13 protein-coding genes and 1 pseudogene are annotated in these 18,585 nt (G+C 60.0%); 12 read left to right on the top strand and 2 right to left on the bottom strand.

What is annotated here, in order from left to right; all coding sequences use genetic code 11:
* The first annotated feature begins 169 nt into the window (after positions 1 to 169).
* The 3 genes from KEC16_RS18245 to KEC16_RS18235 are packed head-to-tail and all read left to right on the top strand — an operon-like array spanning position 170 to position 4,908.
* The gene (locus KEC16_RS18245; RefSeq protein WP_249209313.1) at positions 170 to 2,410 is read left to right on the top strand and encodes an alpha,alpha-trehalose-phosphate synthase (UDP-forming); all 2,241 of its coding nucleotides are present in this window, start codon (positions 170 to 172) and stop codon (positions 2,408 to 2,410) included.
* A complete protein-coding gene (gene otsB, locus KEC16_RS18240; RefSeq protein WP_211551630.1) occupies positions 2,403 to 3,134 on the top strand; it encodes a trehalose-phosphatase in 732 nt (243 codons plus the stop codon). The genes KEC16_RS18245 and otsB overlap by 8 nt, the downstream gene beginning before the upstream one ends.
* Positions 3,121 to 4,908, top strand: a complete 1,788-nt coding sequence (locus KEC16_RS18235) for a glycoside hydrolase family 15 protein (protein ID WP_211551628.1) — start codon at positions 3,121 to 3,123, stop codon at positions 4,906 to 4,908. The genes otsB and KEC16_RS18235 overlap by 14 nt, the downstream gene beginning before the upstream one ends.
* 11 nt (positions 4,909 to 4,919) lie before the next feature.
* Here the strand turns inward: KEC16_RS18235 and KEC16_RS18230 are convergent, their stop codons facing one another.
* Complete coding sequence (locus tag KEC16_RS18230; RefSeq protein WP_211551626.1) at positions 4,920 to 6,251, bottom strand: Gfo/Idh/MocA family oxidoreductase; 1,332 nt, start codon at positions 6,249 to 6,251, stop codon at positions 4,920 to 4,922.
* Positions 6,252 to 6,515: 264 nt separating this feature from the next.
* Here KEC16_RS18230 and KEC16_RS18225 point away from each other — a divergent pair, with 264 nt between their 5' ends.
* The 4 genes from KEC16_RS18225 to KEC16_RS18210 all read left to right on the top strand — a co-directional run bounded on the left by KEC16_RS18225 (position 6,516) and on the right by KEC16_RS18210 (position 11,905).
* Complete coding sequence (locus tag KEC16_RS18225) at positions 6,516 to 8,462, top strand: PrkA family serine protein kinase (protein WP_211551624.1); 1,947 nt, start codon at positions 6,516 to 6,518, stop codon at positions 8,460 to 8,462.
* Between the two features lie 4 nt (positions 8,463 to 8,466).
* Positions 8,467 to 9,756, top strand: coding sequence for a YeaH/YhbH family protein (locus KEC16_RS18220; protein ID WP_211551622.1), 1,290 nt, complete (start codon positions 8,467 to 8,469; stop codon positions 9,754 to 9,756).
* On the top strand, positions 9,743 to 11,281 hold the full coding sequence (locus KEC16_RS18215; protein ID WP_211551620.1) for a SpoVR family protein: 1,539 nt from the start codon (positions 9,743 to 9,745) through the stop codon (positions 11,279 to 11,281). The genes KEC16_RS18220 and KEC16_RS18215 overlap by 14 nt, the downstream gene beginning before the upstream one ends.
* A 72-nt stretch (positions 11,282 to 11,353) precedes the next feature.
* The gene (locus KEC16_RS18210) at positions 11,354 to 11,905 is read left to right on the top strand and encodes a GNAT family N-acetyltransferase (protein ID WP_211551618.1); all 552 of its coding nucleotides are present in this window, start codon (positions 11,354 to 11,356) and stop codon (positions 11,903 to 11,905) included.
* A 229-nt stretch (positions 11,906 to 12,134) separates the two neighbouring features.
* On the opposite strand, the gene KEC16_RS18205 is transcribed toward KEC16_RS18210, so the two are convergent.
* The gene (locus KEC16_RS18205) at positions 12,135 to 12,569 is read right to left on the bottom strand and encodes a flagellar biosynthesis regulator FlaF (protein ID WP_211551616.1); all 435 of its coding nucleotides are present in this window, start codon (positions 12,567 to 12,569) and stop codon (positions 12,135 to 12,137) included.
* Between the two features lie 203 nt (positions 12,570 to 12,772).
* Here KEC16_RS18205 and KEC16_RS18200 point away from each other — a divergent pair, with 203 nt between their 5' ends.
* The 5 genes and pseudogenes from KEC16_RS18200 to KEC16_RS19910 form a co-directional block, all read left to right on the top strand.
* Entirely contained in the window at positions 12,773 to 12,991 is a 219-nt protein-coding gene (locus KEC16_RS18200; RefSeq protein ID WP_211551614.1) for a ribbon-helix-helix domain-containing protein, read from the top strand.
* Between the two features lie 99 nt (positions 12,992 to 13,090).
* A complete protein-coding gene (locus KEC16_RS18195; RefSeq protein ID WP_211551612.1) occupies positions 13,091 to 15,928 on the top strand; it encodes a cache domain-containing protein in 2,838 nt (945 codons plus the stop codon).
* Positions 15,929 to 15,939: 11 nt separating this feature from the next.
* A complete protein-coding gene (locus KEC16_RS18190; RefSeq protein WP_249209312.1) occupies positions 15,940 to 16,668 on the top strand; it encodes a response regulator transcription factor in 729 nt (242 codons plus the stop codon).
* Between the two features lie 219 nt (positions 16,669 to 16,887).
* Positions 16,888 to 18,507: an acyl-CoA synthetase gene (locus KEC16_RS18185; protein WP_211551608.1), complete on the top strand. Its 1,620-nt coding sequence runs from the start codon at positions 16,888 to 16,890 to the stop codon at positions 18,505 to 18,507.
* Between the two features lie 3 nt (positions 18,508 to 18,510).
* Positions 18,511 to 18,585, top strand: a pseudogene (locus KEC16_RS19910) (electron transfer flavoprotein subunit beta/FixA family protein); the annotation flags it as partial.

The raw sequence follows: 18,585 nt of genomic DNA, 5'->3' as shown, positions 1-18,585 counted from the left end.
TATGACGAATGGCATGGACCTAAGTCGGAGATATTTCTTATTTAAAAAACAAATGTGTCTAATCGGTTTTTTCGATTGACCTGGGATCATCCTCCTGTGACCATTGATATGTCCCGGCAGGGTCTTTGTGCCGTTTCCGGGTTTGGGATGGCGAGGACGAGGTTTTCTGATGCGCATGGCGATACGGTTCGTACTGCCGTTGCTGCTGGTTCTTGGCGCCATTGCCTGGTTGGCGGCGCCGTTGGTCGGCGGCTTGATCGAGCGGTGGTTCCGGGCCGATGTCGAAATGCGCTCGCGGCTGGTTTTCAATTCGGTTCAAGAAACGGTGATGGATTTGGCCCAGGCCAAGTCATCTCGCCAAATTGACCGCCTGTTTCGCGGGATCGCCCAAGACGAGCGAGTCTTGGCTTTGGGCCTGTGCGGTGTGGATGGGCAATTGATCAACCGTTCGGCCGCTTGGCCGGCGGTCCTGAAATGCCCGCCGCAAGCTGCGCAAGGCAGCGCGTTCACCGTCGAACATTTGCCCAGCGGTTCAGTCCTGGCGGCCAGTTTCGAACTGATGGCGCAAGGGGAATCGCTGGGGCGTCTGGTCATCTTGCATGATTTGCGCTTCATCGAACGGCGATCGTCCAGCGCCGAGAATTATCTGGCCGCCTTTCTGGCCTTTTTGTCGCTGGGCGCCGCCATCGTCACCGTGGTGGTGGCCCGCGTGACCTTGCATGGTTGGGTCCGGGCGGTGCGCAGCGGCTTTGCCGCCCCGGCTTCCGGTCTGGGGGAGGGCAAGGCCGTGGCGCCGGAAATCGCGCCGCTTTTGAACGAGATGCGCAAGGTGATGCGCAATCTGGAAGTTCCTCGGACTTTAAGCGACGCCATCCGGGTCGATTGGGGGCCGGACAGCCTGCGCAGCTTGTTGCGCGATGAGCTTCCCGACGCCGAGGTTCTGGTGGTCTCTAATCGCGAACCCTATATCCACAACATGGAAGACGGTCGCGTCGTGCTGCAACGTCCGGCCAGCGGTCTGGTGACGGCGTTGGAGCCGATCATGCGGGCCTGCGGCGGCACCTGGATCGCCCATGGCAGCGGCAGCGCCGACACGGTGATGGTGGACGAGCGCGACCATTTGCCGGTTCCCCCCGATTCGCCCAATTACACCTTGCGCCGCGTATGGCTGACGGACGAGGAACAGGACGGGTATTATTACGGATTGGCCAATGAAGGCATGTGGCCGCTGTGCCATATCGCTTTTGTCCGTCCGGTCTTTCGCGCTTCCGACTGGGAACAATATGTGGCGGTCAATCGCAAGTTCGCCGCCGCGGTGGTGGCAGAGGCGCAGACCCCCAATCCGGTGGTGCTGGTGCAAGATTATCACTTCGCCTTGTTGCCGCAGATGGTGCGCGAGCAATTGCCCGAGGCGACCATCATTACCTTTTGGCATATTCCCTGGCCCAATCCCGAGATGTTCAGCATCTGCCCGTGGAAAGAGGAAATTCTTACCGGCTTGTTGGGCAGTTCGATCCTGGGCTTTCACACCCAGTTCCATTGCCTGAATTTTCTTGAATCGGTGGACCGTTTCCTCGCCTGCCATATCGACCGTGAGCATTCGGTGGTGCGGGGAACCGAGGGGACGACCCTGGTCCGGCCCTATCCCATTTCCATCGAATGGCCGCCGGCCGCTCTGGCAACGCAGCCGCCGGTCAACCAATGCCGTGAAGACGTGCTGAAACACTATGGATTGCCCGCACATGTGCGGCTGGCGGTGGGGGTTGAACGCTTCGATTACACCAAGGGGATCTCGGATCGCTTCCGGGCGGTCCAAAGCCTGTTGGAACATCATCCCGACTGGATCGGCTCCTTCACCTTGCTGCAAGTGGCCGCGCCCACCCGTGGGCGCTTGGCCGCCTATCAGATCACCCAGGAAGAAGCCGAGACCCTGGCGCGGGAAATCAACGAACGCTTCGGCCGCGACGGCTGGCACCCCATTGTCTTGATTGCCCGCCACCATGAACCCGAAGACGTCCTTACTCTTTTCCGCGCCGCCGATTTGTGCATGGTCTCCAGCCTGCATGACGGCATGAATTTGGTCGCCAAGGAATTCGTCGCCGCCCGTGACGACGAAGATGGCGTTCTGGTGCTGTCCACCTTTGCCGGGGCATCGCGGGAGCTGTTGGAGGCGCTGATCGTCAATCCCTATGACATCCGCGCCATGGCCGAGGCCTTGCACAGCGGGTTGTCGATGCCGCCGGAACAGCGACGCGAACGAATGAAGCTGATGCGCGATCTGGTCAGCGAACACAATATTCACTATTGGGCCGGACGGATGTTGTTGGATGCGGCGCGCATGCGCAAGCGCCGGGCGATTGAACGCCAGATTGTCCACGTTTCCGCAGCCGGCGGAGGCGGTCATGGCTGAAGCGAAGAATTGGGCTTTATTTCTTGATATCGACGGCACCTTGCTGGACTTGGCGGCCAAGCCCGATCTGGTGGTGGTGCCGGCGGAATTGCCGGGCGTGCTGGCGGCATTGACGGCGCATTTGGGCGGGGCTTTGGCCCTGATCAGCGGCCGCACCCTCAGCGATATCGACTGGCTGTTTCCCGGTGGCGGCGACGCCGCCGGCAGTCATGGGGCGGAATGGCGCCGGGCCGGTATGGTCAAGGCTTCGGCGGCGGTGGGGCCGGAACTGCACGCCTTGGCCGCCGGGGCAGAGACCCTGCCGGGTATCTTGGTCGAGCGCAAACCGCTGGCCGTCGCCCTGCATTACCGCGACGCCCCGCAACTGGCGGCTCAGGTTCGCGGATTGGCTCATAACGCGGTGGCGGCGGCGCCGGTGGCCTTACGGGTGCTGGAAGGCAAATCGGTGATCGAGGTGGTGCCGGCCAATGCCGATAAAGGGGCCGCCATCAGCCGTTTCATGACCTGCCCGCCCTTTGCCGGTCGCTGCCCGGTGTTCATTGGTGACGACGTCACCGATGAAAGCGGATTTTCCGCCGTCAACCGTCTGGGGGGGCGGTCCATTCATGTCGGCGGCAATATCGACAGTGTCGCCAGCCGCAAGATCGCCTCGCCGACGGCGGTGCGGCGGTGGCTGGCTGGAGTGGAACGGAAACTGCGAGGACACGCTCATGGCCAATCTTGATCTCGGCATCATCGGCAATTGCAACATCAGTGCGTTGGTGGATGGCAAGGGCAGCATCGTCTGGAGCTGCTTTCCCCGCCTTGATGGCGACGCCGTGTTCAACTCATTGCTCAACGATGCCGATCGCTCGGGGGGCGATGGCGAGTTTTCGCTGCAACTGGTCGATCAGGTGCATAGCCAGCAAGAATACCTGCCCAATTCGGCCATCTTGCGCACCGTCTTGTCCGACCGGCATGGCGGTCTGGTGGAAATCATCGATTTCACCCCGCGTTTCGCCCTGTATGAGCGCATTTACCGCCCGCCGATGATCGTGCGCCGCATCCAGCCATTGCAAGGACGGCCGCGCATCCGCGTCCGGCTGCGGCCGCGTTTCGGCAATGGCGGGGTGGTGCCGCAAATCACCCGAGGCAGCAACCATGTGCGCTATGTCTCGGCCGATCAGACCTTGCGGCTGACCACCAGCGCCCCGATTTCCTATGTGATCGAGGAACGCTCGTTCGTGCTTGATCGCCCCTTTGACATGATTTTGGGCAGTGATGAAAGCTTGCAGGCGGGGATCGAAGCCACCGCCCGCGATCTGTATGAACGGACCGTCGAGCACTGGCGCTCTTGGGTTCGGTCGTTGTCGATTCCGTTCGAGTGGCAAGACGCGGTGATCCGGGCGGCCATCACTTTGAAAATCTGCAATTTCGAGGAAACCGGCGCCATCGTCGCGGCATTGACCACCTCGATTCCCGAAGCGCCGGACACCCAACGCAATTGGGATTACCGCTTTTGTTGGTTGCGGGACGCCTATTTCGTCATCCACGCCTTGAACCGTCTGGGCGTCACCCGGATGATGGAGGATTATCTCCGCTTTATCGGCGATATCGTCGAAGGCGCCAGCGAGGACGGCTTGCGTCCGGTCTACGGCATAACCCGCGATTCCTCCATCGACGAGACCGTCGCCGAACATTTGAAGGGCTATCGCGGCCTGGGACCGGTGCGGTTGGGCAATCAGGCGCATTTGCAGGTGCAAAACGACGTTTACGGCAGCATCGTGCTGGCTTCGACTCATGCGTTCTTCGACCGTCGGCTGACCCATCCCGGCGATGCCACCTTGTTCGAGCAATTAGAGCGCCTGGGGCAACGGGCCATCGCCGTGTTCGATCAGCCCGACGCCGGCCCGTGGGAATTGCGCACCAGCGCCCATGCGCACACATTCTCGGCGGTGATGTGCTGGGCCGCCTGCGATCGTCTGGCCAAGATCGCCAGCCATATCGGTTCGCGCGATCGCGCCACTTTCTGGCGGCGCGAAGCCGACCGCCTGCACGCTGCCATCTGTGACCGCGCCTGGAATGCCGAATTGGGGACCTTCGTTTCCACCTTCGACGGCGCCGACATGGATGCCACCTTGTTGTTGTTGCACGAGGTGGATTTTCTCGACGCCGCCGATCCCCGGTTCGCCGCTACCGTCGATGCGGTGGCGGCGGCGTTGCGGACCGGCGACTTTCTATATCGCTATGTGGCCGAGGATGATTTTGGCCGGCCCAAGACCGCCTTCGTCATTTGTGTGTTCTGGTATATCGACGCCCTGGCCGCAATCGGCCGCAAGGCCGAGGCCCGAGCCTTGTTCGAGCAGGTGCTGGACAAGCGCAATCCGCTGGGCCTGCTGTCGGAAGACATTGACCCGCGCACCGGCGAATTGTGGGGAAATTTCCCCCAGACCTATTCCATGGTCGGCCTGATCAACTGCGCCACACGGCTGTCACGTCACTGGGAAGAAGCGTTTTAGGCCGGGGATGCTCAGGACGCCATCTGCCGGCGCATGTCGAGCAGAGGGTCGACCTGAGCCGGCAAGATGACGTCGCTGAGGGCGATGGGCTGGCCGGCGGCGATGGGGCGGCGCAGGACCGCCCCCCGCGCCAGGGAAATCGGCAAGATATCGGCGACGCGGGCTTGTGCCGCCGGCATCAGCTGGCCGCGGACGGTATGACCGCCGATGCCGTCCAATTCCTCGGCGGCTTTAAGGTCGCGCTTGGCGATGGTGGCGACGTCGGCGACATGGGCACGGGGGCAGCCGGTATGTTCGCCGCGCAGGCAGACCGCGCCCACCGACACGGCCGCTTCCAGTCCGGCCAGGCGGTGAGGGCGCCAGCGGGCGGCGTAATTGCCGCTGTCGTCGGTCAGCAGGCCGTATTCGGCAAATGACAAGGCGGCATGGGCGGCCGGGGTGGTGAAGGTGACGAAGACCCCCCAGCGCAAGCCGCCGACGACGGCACGGCCATCGGTTTCCAAACACGAGGCGGCTTCGACCATGCCCAGATGCGGCAGGCGGCCGCCCGCCTCGGATGGGCGGAAGATATGGGGCAGGTCGTGGGTGCCGCAGGGGGGGAAGTTCAGCCCGGTCGCTGCCGGCGTCAAGCCGGTGGCATTGGCGGTCGAGGCCAGTTCCAGCGCCGCCCGGGTGCCATCCAGGGTGGCGGTGGCGCTGTACGGGTCCAGATCCTTGGCCTTGGCTTGCGCCGAACTCAGGCCCAGATGCGGCCACACGGTGTGCGGCGTGATGGAATGGTGTCCGGGCATCCAGGCGATACCCCGGCCGGCGGCGGCGATTTCGAAGCCGCAGGCCCGCGCCCAATCGACCAGTTCACAAATCAGCGCCGGCTGATCGCCATAGGCCAAGGAATAGATCAGACCGTTTTGCTTGGCCCGTTGGGCAAGAAAGGGGCCGACCAGAGCATCGGCCTCGATGCTGGCCATGATCACATGGATGCCATTGTCCAGGGCGGCGACGGCATGGGCGGCGGCGGCTGTCGCCGAACCGCTGGCCTCGATGACCACGTCCAGACCGCTGTGCTCGAAAAGCGCCATGGGGTCGCAGCCGACCCAGGTGCCGCCGCTTTGCAACGCATCGGCAACCGAGCGGGCCACCGCCTTGGCTGGCGGCCAAGCCGCCAGGGCCAGGGCGGTATGGGCGCGTTCACCGTTTTCATCGGCGATGGCGACCACGTGCAGGGCTGGCTGGTGGCGAGCCTGAGCCAGGAACAGGCTGGCGAACTTGCCGGCGCCGATCAATCCGATCCGGACCGGGCGGCCTTGGGAAACACGTTCGGCCATCAAAGACGTCAGGCTCATGCAGCAATTCCCAGGTTCGGCGCGGCCACAGACTACTCTTAAGTGGGGCGGATGAAAACCTTCGCGCCGAAGGAGAGGTTTAAATGTTTGGTTAATGCTGTTTAATATTGATTCAACATTCCGTCATGCCTCGCATGCAGCGGATGGTGACTTAAAACCGCAATGGATGTTCAGTCCACCCTTTTTCTTTGGCGTGGCCATCCCCACGTGAACAACAGAGCCCAGTTTGCCGGCAGATGCCGGCGCCCGCGAAGGGAGAGCGCCATGCCCGCCGCCGACGACATTTTCATTCAATACGCCAGATCCTACGAGGGTCGCAAAGAAACCGAGATGAGTCTGTCCGAGTATTTGGACGGCTGTCGCGCCGACCCGCTGATGTATGCATCTTCCGCCGAGCGGATGATTGCCGCCATCGGCGAGCCGACCATTATCGACACCGCCAAGGATTCCCGGCTCAGCCGGGTGTTCATGAACCGGACCATCAAGGTTTATCCCGCCTTCGCCGAATTCTACGGCATGGAAGAAACCATCGAACGCATCGTTGGATATTTCCGTCATGCCGCCCAAGGGTTAGAGGAAAGAAAGCAGATTTTGTATTTGCTCGGCCCGGTCGGCGGCGGCAAATCATCCCTGGCCGAGCGCCTGAAAGCCTTGGTCGAGGTCACGCCTATCTATGTGCTGAAAGCGGGCAAGGAAGTCTCGCCCTTGTTCGAAAGCCCGCTGGGGCTGTTCGATCCGGAAACCATGGGGGCCGCGCTCGAGGAAAAATACGGCATCGCCAAACGCCGCCTGCCGGGAGTGATGAGCCCGTGGGCGGTCAAGCGCCTGGATGAATTCGGCGGCGATATTTCCCGCTTCAAGGTGGTCAAGGTCTATCCGTCGCGGCTGCGCCAGATCGGTGTCGCCAAATGCGAGCCGGGTGACGAGAACAATCAAGACATCTCGACCCTGGTCGGCAAGGTCGATATCCGCAAGCTGGAGATGTTCGGCCAGAACGACCCCGATGCCTATTCCCATTCCGGCGGCCTGAACCGCTGTACCCAAGGCTTGCTTGAATTCGTCGAGATGTTCAAGGCGCCGATCAAGATGTTGCATCCGCTGCTGACGGCGACCCAGGAAGGCAATTACGCCGGTTCGGAAAATATCGGCGCCATGCCGTTCCAGGGCATCATCTTGGCCCATTCCAACGAAGCGGAATGGCAGACCTTCAAGAACAACAAGAACAACGAAGCCTTTATCGACCGCATCTGTGTGATCAAGGTGCCCTATTGCCTGCGGGTCACCGAGGAACAACGCATCTATGACAAGCTGATCCGCACCTCGGAATTGGCGGCGGCGCCCTGCGCGCCGGCCACCTTGGAAATGCTGGCCCGCTTCACCGTGTTGTCGCGGCTGAAGGAGCACGAGAATTCCAACCTGTATTCGAAGATGCGGGTCTATGACGGCGAAAGCATCAAGGAGACCGATCCCAAGGCCAAGCCGATGCAGGAATACAAGGATAGCGCCGGTGTTGACGAAGGCATGGACGGCATCTCCACCCGCTTCGCCTTCAAGGTGCTGTCATCGACTTTCAATTACGACACCTCGGAAGTGGCCGCCGATCCGGTGCATCTGATGTATGTCCTCGAGCAAAGTATCCGGCGCGAACAATTCCCCGAAGACACGGAAAAAAAGTACGTCGAGTTTATTAAGTCCGAACTGGCTCAGCGTTATGCGGAATTCATCGGCAATGAAATCCAAAAAGCCTATCTTGAAAGCTATCACGATTACGGCCAGAACCTGTTTGACCGCTATGTCGATTATGCCGATGCTTGGATAGAGGATCAGGATTTCAAGGACCCCGATACCGGTCAGTTGCTCAATCGCGAGCTGCTGAACCAGGAATTATCGAAAATCGAAAAGCCGGCGGGCATCGCCAATCCCAAGGATTTCCGCAACGAGGTCGTCAAGTTCTCCTTGCGGGCGCGGGCCAATAACAAGGGCCGTAATCCGTCTTGGACCTCGTACGAGAAAATCCGCGAGGTGATCGAACGGCGCATGTTCAGCCAAGTCGAGGATTTGCTGCCGGTGATCAGCTTCGGCACCAAGAAGGATTCGGACAGCGAGAAAAAGCATCATGAATTCGTCGAACGGATGATGAGCCGCGGTTACACCGAGCGCCAGGTCCGCCGCTTGGTGGAATGGTACATGCGGGTCAAGCAGGCGGGCTAAGACCATGAACATCATCGACCGCCGTCTCAATCCCAAGGGAAAAAGCCTGGCCAACCGCCAGCGCTTTTTGCGCCGAGCGCGCGAGCAGATCCGCAAGGCGGTGCGCGAGGCCTCCAGCGGCCGCTCGATCACCGATATCGACGGCGGCGAGGGCATCTCCATCCCCATGGATGATTTGCGCGAGCCGTCTTTCCGCCGGGCGGCGGAGGGCGGAACGCGTGATTACGTGGTTCCCGGCAACAAGGATTTCGTTTCCGGCGACACCATCGCCAAACCGCCCAAGCAAAACGGAGCGGCAGGCGGGCAGGGATCGCCCGATGGCGGTGGCGAGGATGGCTTTCACTTCGTCTTGTCGCGTGACGAGTTCCTGGATCTGTTCTTGGAGGATCTGGAACTGCCCGATATGGACAAGAAGAATCTGAGACAAAGCGAATCCATGACCTTTTCCCGCGCCGGCCTGTCGGTGACCGGTTCGCCCTCTAACCTCAATCTTGTCCGCACTATGCGCAATTCGTTGTCGCGGCGGATCGCGTTGAAGCGGCCAAGGCCGGCGGAAATCGCCGCGTTGCAGGCCGCCATCGCCGCGTTGGAAGAAAGCGGCGACAATCCCGAGATGCTGTCGCAATTGCGCGTCGAACTGGAAACGCAACTGACCAAGGCGCGGCGGGTGCCCTATATCGATCCGGTCGATGTGCGCTACAACCGCTTCCAAGCGGTGCCCAAACCCATTTCCCAGGCGGTGATGTTCTGCCTGATGGACGTGTCCGGGTCGATGACCGAGCATATGAAGGATTTGGCCAAGCGGTTCTATATGCTGCTTTATTTGTTCCTGACCCGGCGCTACACCCATGTGGACATCGTCTTCATCCGCCATACTCATCAGGCCAAGGAAGTGGACGAGCAGACGTTTTTTTATTCCACCGAAACCGGCGGCACCGTGGTCTCCACCGCCCTGGCCGAGATGGCCAAGATCGTCAAGGCGCGTTATTCCCCCGCCGATTGGAACATCTATGCGGCGCAAGCCTCGGATGGCGATAACACCTCGTCCGACAATCCGGCCACCGTGGCGTTGCTGACCCGGTCGATCCTGCCGGCGTGCCAGTATTTCGCCTATATCGAGGTCGGAGCCGAGTACAAGGATTGGCTGGGGCGCGAGACCGATCTGTGGCGGACCTATAAGGACGTGCTTGCCGCCGGGGCCAATATGGCCATGCGCAAGGTGCGGAATCGGGCGCAGATTTTCCCGGTCTTTCGCGAATTATTCGCCAAGGAGGGGGGCCATGCGCAAACCTGATCCCCACGCCAAGCTGCTGTTCACCGGCGCTGACTGGAATTTCGACAAGCTGCAACGGGTCCATGACGTCATTGCCGATATCGCCCATGGCGAATTGGGCTTGGACACTTATCCCAACCAGATCGAAGTGATCACCGCCGAGCAAATGCTGGATGCCTATTCCTCGGTTGGCATGCCGTTGATGTACAAGCATTGGTCCTTTGGCAAGCATTTCGCCGCCGATGAAAGTCTGTACCGCAAGGGCATGCGCGGGCTGGCCTATGAGATCGTCATCAATTCCAGCCCGTGCATTTCCTATGTCATGGAAGAAAATTCCATGGCCATGCAGACCCTGGTGATCGCCCACGCCGCCTTCGGCCACAATCATTTCTTCAAGAATAACGCGCTGTTCCGGCAATGGACCGACGCCAAGGGCATCTTGGATTATCTGGAATTCGCCAAGGGCTATATCCTGCATGCCGAGGAACGCCACGGACACCGGGCGGTCGAGCGGGTCTTGGACGCCGCCCATGCGCTGATGAGCCATGGCGTACACAAATATCCGCGCAAACGCCCGTTCGATCTGGCCGAGGACAAGCGCCGCGAGAAAGAGCGCGAGGATTGGTTCCAGCAGAATTACAACGATCTGTGGCGCACCGTGCCCAGTGCCGCCGCCGGTCTGCGCGAAGACGAAGAGATTAGCGAACGCAAGCGTCTGTTGGGGCTGCCCGAAGAAAACCTGCTGTATTTCTTGGAAAAATCGGCGCCGGTCCTGGCCCCGTGGCAACGCGAAATCCTGCGGATCGTCCGCAACATCGCCCAATATTTTTATCCGCAAAAGCAGACCAAGGTGATGAACGAAGGCTGCGCCACCATGGTTCATTACACCATCGCCAACCGCCTGCATGAATTAGGGTATATCGACGACGGCGCCTTGCTGGAAATCCTGCATTCGCACACCAACGTGGTGTTCCAGCCCGGCTTTGACGATCCGCGCTATTCGGGTCTCAATCCCTATGCTCTGGGTTTTGCCATGATGCAAGATATTCACCGCGTCTGCACCACGCCGACGGACGAAGACCGCGTCTGGTTCCCCGATTTCGCCGGCAACAACGATCCGTGGGCGACGCTGCGTCACGCCTGGGCCGATTACCGCGACGAAAGCTTCATCTTGCAATTCCTGTCGCCGGCAATCATGCGCAAGCTGCGGCTGTTCCACCTGCACGACGAGGCCGAGGACGACGATATGGTGGTCAAGTCGATTCACGACGAGCGCGGCTATCGTCGGGTCCGCCAAACCTTGGCTCGCAGCTACGATATCGGCGCATTGGAAGCCGATATTCAGATCCACGATGTGGATTTGACCGGGGATCGCCGCCTGATCGTACACCATCGGGTTGCAAACGACGTTTTTCTCGACGAAAGGCAGGCCGCCCATACCCTCAAGCATTTAGCTAATCTATGGGGCTATCCGGTGCAACTCATGGAAGTGGACGGCAAAAGTGGTGAAATATTGAAGATCCACGATGACGCGGAACCGGTATGACCAAATTTATGTTGCGGTGCACAATAAAGTTCTGCTAAATAATGTCAGGGAGGATGAACCGGAGTATCCACTATGCTGCACCGTAAGCTTCTTGTTGAGGAGCGCCATCTGTTCTCGGAACATTTGAAGCGCCTGGCCCCGGCGGATCGCAGCTTTCGCTTCGCTCATTCCCGTGTCAATGACGAATGGATCGACAAATACGTCGCCGGCATCGCCGCCGATGATCTTTTGCTCGGCTGTTTTCATGATGATGTGCTGGTCGGCGCCGCCCATGTGGCTTTTTCCGGGGCTGTGGCCGAAGTCGGCATCAGCGTCGAGACCAGCCATCGCGCCCGTGGCGTCGGCGCCGAACTGATCCGTCGCGCCGTGCGCTGGACCCGGAACCGGCGGGCGGAAAAGCTTTATACCTTATGCCAGTCGGACAATCGCTCGATGATCGCCTTGGCCCGCAAGCTGGGCATGACCATCCACCGCGAAAGCGGCACCGCCGAAGCCTATATGCCGTTGCCGCCGCCTGATCTGTTGACGGTGGGCGATGAATGGACGGCGGAAATCGATGGTTTGGCCCAGGATTGGCTGTCCATGGTCAAGGCCTGTCAAGGGGCATTGTTGCCCAAGGTTTAGAGCACCGAGCGTTAAATCAGGATCACTTCGTGACGGGGCTGCCGCCCCGGCCCAGCCTGGGGTTGAACCCCAGACCACCTTTTTTTAATCAATAAAATAAAAGGGGACCGGGGTTCACCCCGGATGGGTTTGGGCGATAGCCCATTTGCGAAGCAATCCTACAGGTGCTTCCGATTTAACGCTCGGCGCTTTAGAATATCGCGCCATGTATCAGTACCGGCGCGGCGGGTTAATGCGCGGCCTTGGCTTGGCGTTCCATTTCGGCGATCAACCACCGTTCCAGCGGGACCCCATAGGGGCGGCCGCGTTCCTGCCACGCCAATTTCGCCCGCTGCCGGATGGGGGTGAGCGAACGGCCGCTAGTCAGGCGTTGGCAGACCTCGCGGTTGATTTCGACCAAGGTTTCCAGGCGCTCGTCCGACAGGCCGCGGCCAGCGGTGCGCGAGGCCGAGACAACAAAATCGGCGAGGTGGCGATTGGGATTTTGCCACGATTTGGCGGTGGCGATCCGGGTCAAGGTCAGCCACAGGCGGTGATTTCCGTCCAAGGCGGCCAGGAAGTGATCGGTATCGCTGGCGGCGCACAAATCATCGGCGGCCTCGGCCAGGGCGGCGGCGGTGCTTTCGGTCAGGGTCAGGCGTACCGGGATGGGCGCGGATTCCATTTCTGTCCTCCCTAAGTCCTGTTCTTTATTTCCGGTTGTAAGTGTAGAATGCGATGTGCGCATCCTCAATCGACCGGAGGTTTGGGGTAGGAGGTCCCTATCCCCTTGGGAAATATGATACAGTAGGGTTGTCATGCGGTTCTATTTACATAATTATGAAAACATCCCTATTTCTTTGAATTGCTTCTTAAAAGTGTCATCAAATGCTGAAAAAACACTCCATCATCATTGCTGGTCACGCCAGTTCAGTCTCACTTGAGCCAGAATTCTGGGATGAGCTGAAGCAGATATCTGATCGTGATGGTATCTCCATCAATCAGATCATCAGTATGATTGACGCCGACAGGGGGGGGAACTTGTCATCGGCAATCAGAATATTCATTATTAATGATCTACGTCGGCGACTTAGTCTTTCTATATGATACTTTATGTCGATAATTATTGTTCTTCACATTTGGTTACATTTCCACCGCTCTCTTCTGCTTCTTGTGTAAGTCGATGGCTGTGGATAATAATGGGCCATGATCCGCTCGCGCCTGTTTCATCGCCTGTTTTCCACCATGCTGATCGTCGTCGGCCTGTTTTCGGCCGCCGTCTATCTGCTGGTGGTGCCGCTGGTCGAACAAAAGGCCTATGAGATCGAACTGAACGCCAGCGGCGCCATTTTGGAAAACGTTTTCACCATGGCCGCCAAGATCAAGGGCGGATTGGAGGAACAGCGCAGCGAGACGGAAAAGTCTTATAAGCAGCAATTGCGCAACGTGGTCACTTTGGCCATCGCTTACATCGACTGGGTGTTCGGGCAGCGCGATCGCGGCGAGATGAGTGATGCCGAGGCGCGGCGGCTGGTGTTCGAAGGCCTGCGGGCGATGAAGTACGGCAATGACGATTACATCTGGGTCACCGATTATTATTCCAATTTGCTGTCCCATCCCGATCCCTATTTCCAGGGCCGCAACGCCGCCGATTTCCGGGATCAATCCGGCAACACCATCATCCCGGTGATCATCTCGACGGCGCGCGCCTGGGGCGAGGGCTTTCACACCTATCCGTGGGCGCGGCCCAAGGGGCAAAGCACGGCGCTGACCGATCAGAAGATTTCTTATTTCAAGGACTTGCCCCGGCACCGGCTGGTGGTGGGGACCGGGGCCTATCTGGCCGATATCGACGCCGAGGTCGCCAAGCGCATGAGCGAAGCGGTGGAGGATTTGCGCCAAGTGTTGCGCGCCATCCGCATTAACGCCACCGGCTACGTCTATATCTTCGACGCCCGCAATAACATGATCATCCACCCCAATACCAATATCGAGGGCACCGAGTTCTCGGCGTTGAACAATCCCATGTCCGGTCATTCCATCGCCGACGAACTGAAGGCGGCGGCGGATAGCGGCAAGCCGGTCTATTATCTGTGGGACAAGCCCGAGGATCCGGGCAATTACGCCTATCAGAAGATTTCCTGGGTCCGCCATTTCGCCGGCTTCGACTGGTATATCGCTTCGTCGGTCTATGTTGAGGATCTGCGCAAATCGGCGGTGGAATTGTCCAATCGGATCATGATGGTGGCGCTGGCCATCCTGGTCATCGGCATCGGTCTGGCCTGGCTGGCGGCGCGGCGTCTGGTCGAGCCGCTGCGCCGGTTGGCCGATACCGCGGCCCTGGTCAGCGCCGGCGATCTGTCGGCTCAGACCGGCATTGTCCGAGATGACGAAATCGGGATTTTAGCCGCCGGTTTCGATGGCATGATCCAACGGGTGCGGGACAATATCGCCACCTTGGACAGCCGGGTGCGGCACCGTACCGCCGAATTGGAAGACAGCAATCGCCGCTTGTTGCAGGCGGTGGAATTGCAAGACCGGGCCCAGGCCGCCTTGGCCGATACCGAGGCCCGCCAACGGCTGATCCTTGACGCCATTCCAGCCGCCATCGCTTATTTGGACCGTGATCAGCGTATCCGTTTCGCCAATCGGCGTTGGGCTGATCTGGTTCAGCGCGACAAGGGCGCGGTGGTCGGCCGCTTCCTGGCCGAGGTTCTGGGCCGTCACGCCCATGGCCATATCGCCCCTTATTTGGCGCAAACCTTTGCCGGGGTGCAAAGCGCGTTCGAATATGTCTTTCCCGCTCCACGCACCATGATCACCAAAAGCACCCTCATTCCTGAAATCGGTCCCGAGGGGGCGGTTCAGGGCATGTTCGTGCTGTCGCTTGATGTGACCGACGAAAAGGATACGGAAAAGCGGCTGATGGAAGCTCAGCGCTTGAATGCGGTCGGGCAGCTTTCCGGCGGGCTGGCCCATGATTTCAACAACCTGCTGTCCATCATCATCGGCAATTTGGCCGCCGCTCGCGACCGTTACGGCGCCGTCGAGGGCCTGGACGAGTTTTTGGAGCCCGCCCAGCGCGCGGGGCGACGCGGCGCCGACATCACCAGCCGCTTGCTGGCTTTTTCCCGTCGTCAGCCGCTCAAGCCGCAGCCGGTGGATGTGGGGGCGCTGATTCGGGAAATGGCGGTCTTGCTGCGCCGCTCGCTGCCCAGTTCCATCGACATGACCTTGCCGCCCGAAGATGTGCCGTGCTGGGCCATCGCTGATCAGAACCAGTTGGAAAACGCTTTGGTCAATCTGGTGCTGAACGCCCGCGACGCCATGCCCGGCGGCGGCCGCTTGGATATCGGCGCCCGGATCCGCACCATTGCCGAGCCGGCCATGTTCGATGAAATGGCCCCCGCCGACGATTATCTGGAAATCGTTGTTGCCGATGGCGGCTTGGGCTTTGACGCCGATGCCTTGCCGCGCGCCTTCGAGCCGTTCTTCACCACCAAGGAACAGGGCTCGGGCCTGGGCCTGTCCATGGTTTATGGCTTCGTCAAGCAATCGCATGGATATATCCGCATCGACAGCCGTGCGGGCGCGGGGGCCGCGATCACCATTTTGCTGCCCCGCGCCGAACCGGTGCCGCAACCCGAGGCGATTGCCGCCGCCGATTCCGAACGGCGCTGGCCCGGTCGTCTGGCCTTGGTGGCCGAAGACAACGAGGATGTGCGACAGATCATGCGCCGGCAATTGATGGAATTGGGCTTTTCGGTGGTGGAAGCCGAAAGTGGTGACGAAGCCGCCATCTTGGTCGAGCAAATAGAAGATTTACACTTAGTAATATCTGACATCGTCATGCCTGGACTATCTGGGGTTGATCTTGCGCACAAGATCAAGGCGACACGGCCGGAAATTTGCGTTGTTCTGATCAGTGGATTCTCGTTTGAGGGAAGCGAGGACCAATCCGATCTGGTAGTGTTGGCCAAACCATGGGAAAAGCAGGACCTGATCGACGCCATCGGGCGGTCGGGCTCCACCATAAGAAATTGACGAGGGCCGGGTTGGGCGCCAGGAAGCTGCTGTATCTGATCGAGGACGATGCCGACATCCGCAATCTGGTGCGTACCGTGCTGGAAGGCTATGGCTATGAGGTGCAGACCTTCGGCTCTGGTCGTGACGCGCGGGCGGCGATTCGCCGGCAACCCCCTGAACTGTGTCTGGTTGACCTTGGCCTGCCCGATATGGACGGGCTGACATTGGTGCGCGAATTGTGGGGCGACGTCCGCTTTGGCGTCATCATCCTGACCGGACGCGGCGGTGTTTCCGATCGGGTGCTGGGGTTGGAACTGGGGGCCGACGATTACATCGTCAAGCCGTTCGAACCGCGCGAACTGGTCGCGCGCATCAATTCGGTGATTCGTCGGCGCGAACAACTGGCCGGGGCCGCTTTGGTCACCGACAGCCAACGCGCCCGCTTTGGCGATTGGGTGTTTGATCCCGGCAATCTGACCCTGGTCGCCGATGACGGTCACCAGGAAAGTCTGACGGCGGCGGAATCCTGCCTGCTGCTGGCCTTGCTGCGTTCGCCCAAGCGGGTGCTGTCGCGGGAACAATTGCAAGGCGCTGATTGCGAGCGGGATGACTTTCCCTATGACCGTTCCATCGACGTCCGCATCTCGCGCATTCGCAAAAAGATCGAACGCGACGTCAAGGCGCCGCGTCTGATCAAGACCGTCTACGGCGCCGGCTATTTGTTCACCGCCGAGGTGGCGTGGCTGTCGGGCGAATAAACACGATTGGTTTTGCCACGCCATCGGCGGCGGCGATCTGCTAATCTCGCCGTCCTTTTGCTTTCACCGCCTTGAGGGTCTGCGGCCCGGCCTTTGTTTTTCGCACGGATACAATTCGTCACAATCCTGAGAAACTTGGGAAAAGCTGGACTGTTAGACCCCTTGGCAACGCTGTAATCAGCCGCAGGCTCGCGATAAAGCCTTAGGGAGAAATAGGCCATGGCCGCCAACATGTATGATCAGGATCTGGACAAGAACGCCGCGAATTTCATCGCGTTGACGCCGCTGACCTTTCTGGAGCGCACCGCTTCGGTGTGGCCCGATCGCGTCGCCGTCATTCATGGCCCGGTCCGCCGCACGTGGGGCGAGACCCTGGTGCGCGTGCGCCGTCTGGCCGCCGGCCTTGCCGCCCGTGGCATCGGCAAGGGCGACACCGTCGCCATGCTGGCCGCCAATACCCCGGAATTGTTTGAAGGCCACTTTGCCATCCCCTTGGCCGGCGCCGTCTTGAACGCCATCAACACCCGTCTGGATGCCGAGGCCATCACCTTCATCCTTCAGCACGGCGAAGCCAAGATGCTGATCGTCGACCGCGAGTTTTCCAAGGTCGCCAAGAAGGCGCTGGAAGGCTTGGCGGTCAAGATTCCGGTGTTCGATATCGACGATCCCACCTATGTGGGCGGCGAACTGATTGGCGAAGCCACCTACGAAGACCTGCTGGCCGACAGCGAACACCCCTGGACCATGCCCACCGACGAATGGGACGCCATCGCGCTCAATTACACCTCGGGCACCACCGGCAATCCCAAGGGCGTGGTCTATCATCATCGCGGCGCCTATCTGAACGCGGTGTCCAATGCCTTGGGCTGGAATTTGCCCGATGGTCCGGTCTATCTGTGGACCCTGCCCATGTTCCATTGCAACGGCTGGTGCTTCCCCTGGACCATGGCCGCCGCCGCCGGCACCAGCGTCTGTCTGCGGCATGTCCGCGTCGAGCCGATCCTGGAACTGATCCGGTCGGAAAATGTCGGCTATTTCTGCGGCGCTCCCATCGTGCTGAACATGATCAACAACGCCCCGGCCGCGTTGAAAGAGGGCATCAGCCAGCCGGTCAAGGTGATGACCGCCGGCGCCGCCCCGCCGGCTGCCGTCATCGCCGGCATGGAGCGCATGGGCTGGGAAGTCACCCACGTCTATGGCCTGACCGAAGTCTATGGCCCGGTCATTCAATGCGTCTGGCACGACAAGTGGAAAGACCTGTCCATCGACGACAAGGCCAAGATCAAGGCCCGTCAGGGCGTGCGCGGCCCCATGCTGGAAGCGGTGATGGTCGCTGATCCCATGAGCCTGGAACCGTGCCCCAAGGACGGCATGACCATGGGTGAAATCTTCATGCGCGGCAACAACGTCATGAAGGGCTATCTGAAGAACCCCAAGGCGACGGTGGAAAGCTTCGAGGGGGGCTGGTTCCATACCGGCGATCTGGCCGTGTGGCATGCCGATGGTTATGTGGAGATCAAGGATCGTTCCAAGGACATCATCATCTCGGGTGGCGAGAACATCTCTTCCATTGAGGTCGAGGACGTTCTTTACAAACATCCCGACGTGATGGAGGCCGCCGTGGTGGCGCGACCGGACGAAAAATGGGGTGAAACCCCGTGCGCTTTCGTCAGTCTGAAAGAAACCGCCACCTGCACCGAAGAAGACATTATTGCTTTTTGCAAGGCGCACATGGCCGGGTTCAAGACACCGCGCACCATCGTTTTCGGTCCGCTGCCCAAGACCAGCACCGGTAAAATTCAGAAATTCATGCTGCGCCAGCAAGCGAAGGAGCTTTAATCCATGAAAGTCCTTGTCGCCGTCAAGCGCGTCATTGATTACAACGTCAAAATCCGGGTCAAGGCAGACCAGACGGGC

Source organism: Magnetospirillum sulfuroxidans (assembly GCF_018224925.1).
GTDB lineage: Bacteria > Pseudomonadota > Alphaproteobacteria > Rhodospirillales > Magnetospirillaceae > Magnetospirillum > Magnetospirillum sulfuroxidans.
The sequence above is the reverse complement of the archived record's forward strand: the minus strand, read 5'-3'. Positions and strand labels throughout refer to the sequence as shown.

Coding starts and splice junctions, on each gene's coding strand:
- KEC16_RS18210 (WP_211551618.1), top strand. CDS start 11,354: ATGCTGCACCGTAAGCTTCTTGTTGAGGAGCGCCATCTGTTCTCGGAA.
- KEC16_RS18205 (WP_211551616.1), bottom strand. CDS start 12,569: ATGGAATCCGCGCCCATCCCGGTACGCCTGACCCTGACCGAAAGCACC.
- KEC16_RS18185 (WP_211551608.1), top strand. CDS start 16,888: ATGGCCGCCAACATGTATGATCAGGATCTGGACAAGAACGCCGCGAAT.
- KEC16_RS18215 (WP_211551620.1), top strand. CDS start 9,743: ATGCGCAAACCTGATCCCCACGCCAAGCTGCTGTTCACCGGCGCTGAC.
- KEC16_RS18230 (WP_211551626.1), bottom strand. CDS start 6,251: ATGAGCCTGACGTCTTTGATGGCCGAACGTGTTTCCCAAGGCCGCCCG.
- otsB (WP_211551630.1), top strand. CDS start 2,403: ATGGCTGAAGCGAAGAATTGGGCTTTATTTCTTGATATCGACGGCACC.
- KEC16_RS18200 (WP_211551614.1), top strand. CDS start 12,773: ATGCTGAAAAAACACTCCATCATCATTGCTGGTCACGCCAGTTCAGTC.
- KEC16_RS18235 (WP_211551628.1), top strand. CDS start 3,121: ATGGCCAATCTTGATCTCGGCATCATCGGCAATTGCAACATCAGTGCG.
- KEC16_RS18245 (WP_249209313.1), top strand. CDS start 170: ATGCGCATGGCGATACGGTTCGTACTGCCGTTGCTGCTGGTTCTTGGC.
- KEC16_RS18220 (WP_211551622.1), top strand. CDS start 8,467: ATGAACATCATCGACCGCCGTCTCAATCCCAAGGGAAAAAGCCTGGCC.
- KEC16_RS18195 (WP_211551612.1), top strand. CDS start 13,091: ATGATCCGCTCGCGCCTGTTTCATCGCCTGTTTTCCACCATGCTGATC.
- KEC16_RS18225 (WP_211551624.1), top strand. CDS start 6,516: ATGCCCGCCGCCGACGACATTTTCATTCAATACGCCAGATCCTACGAG.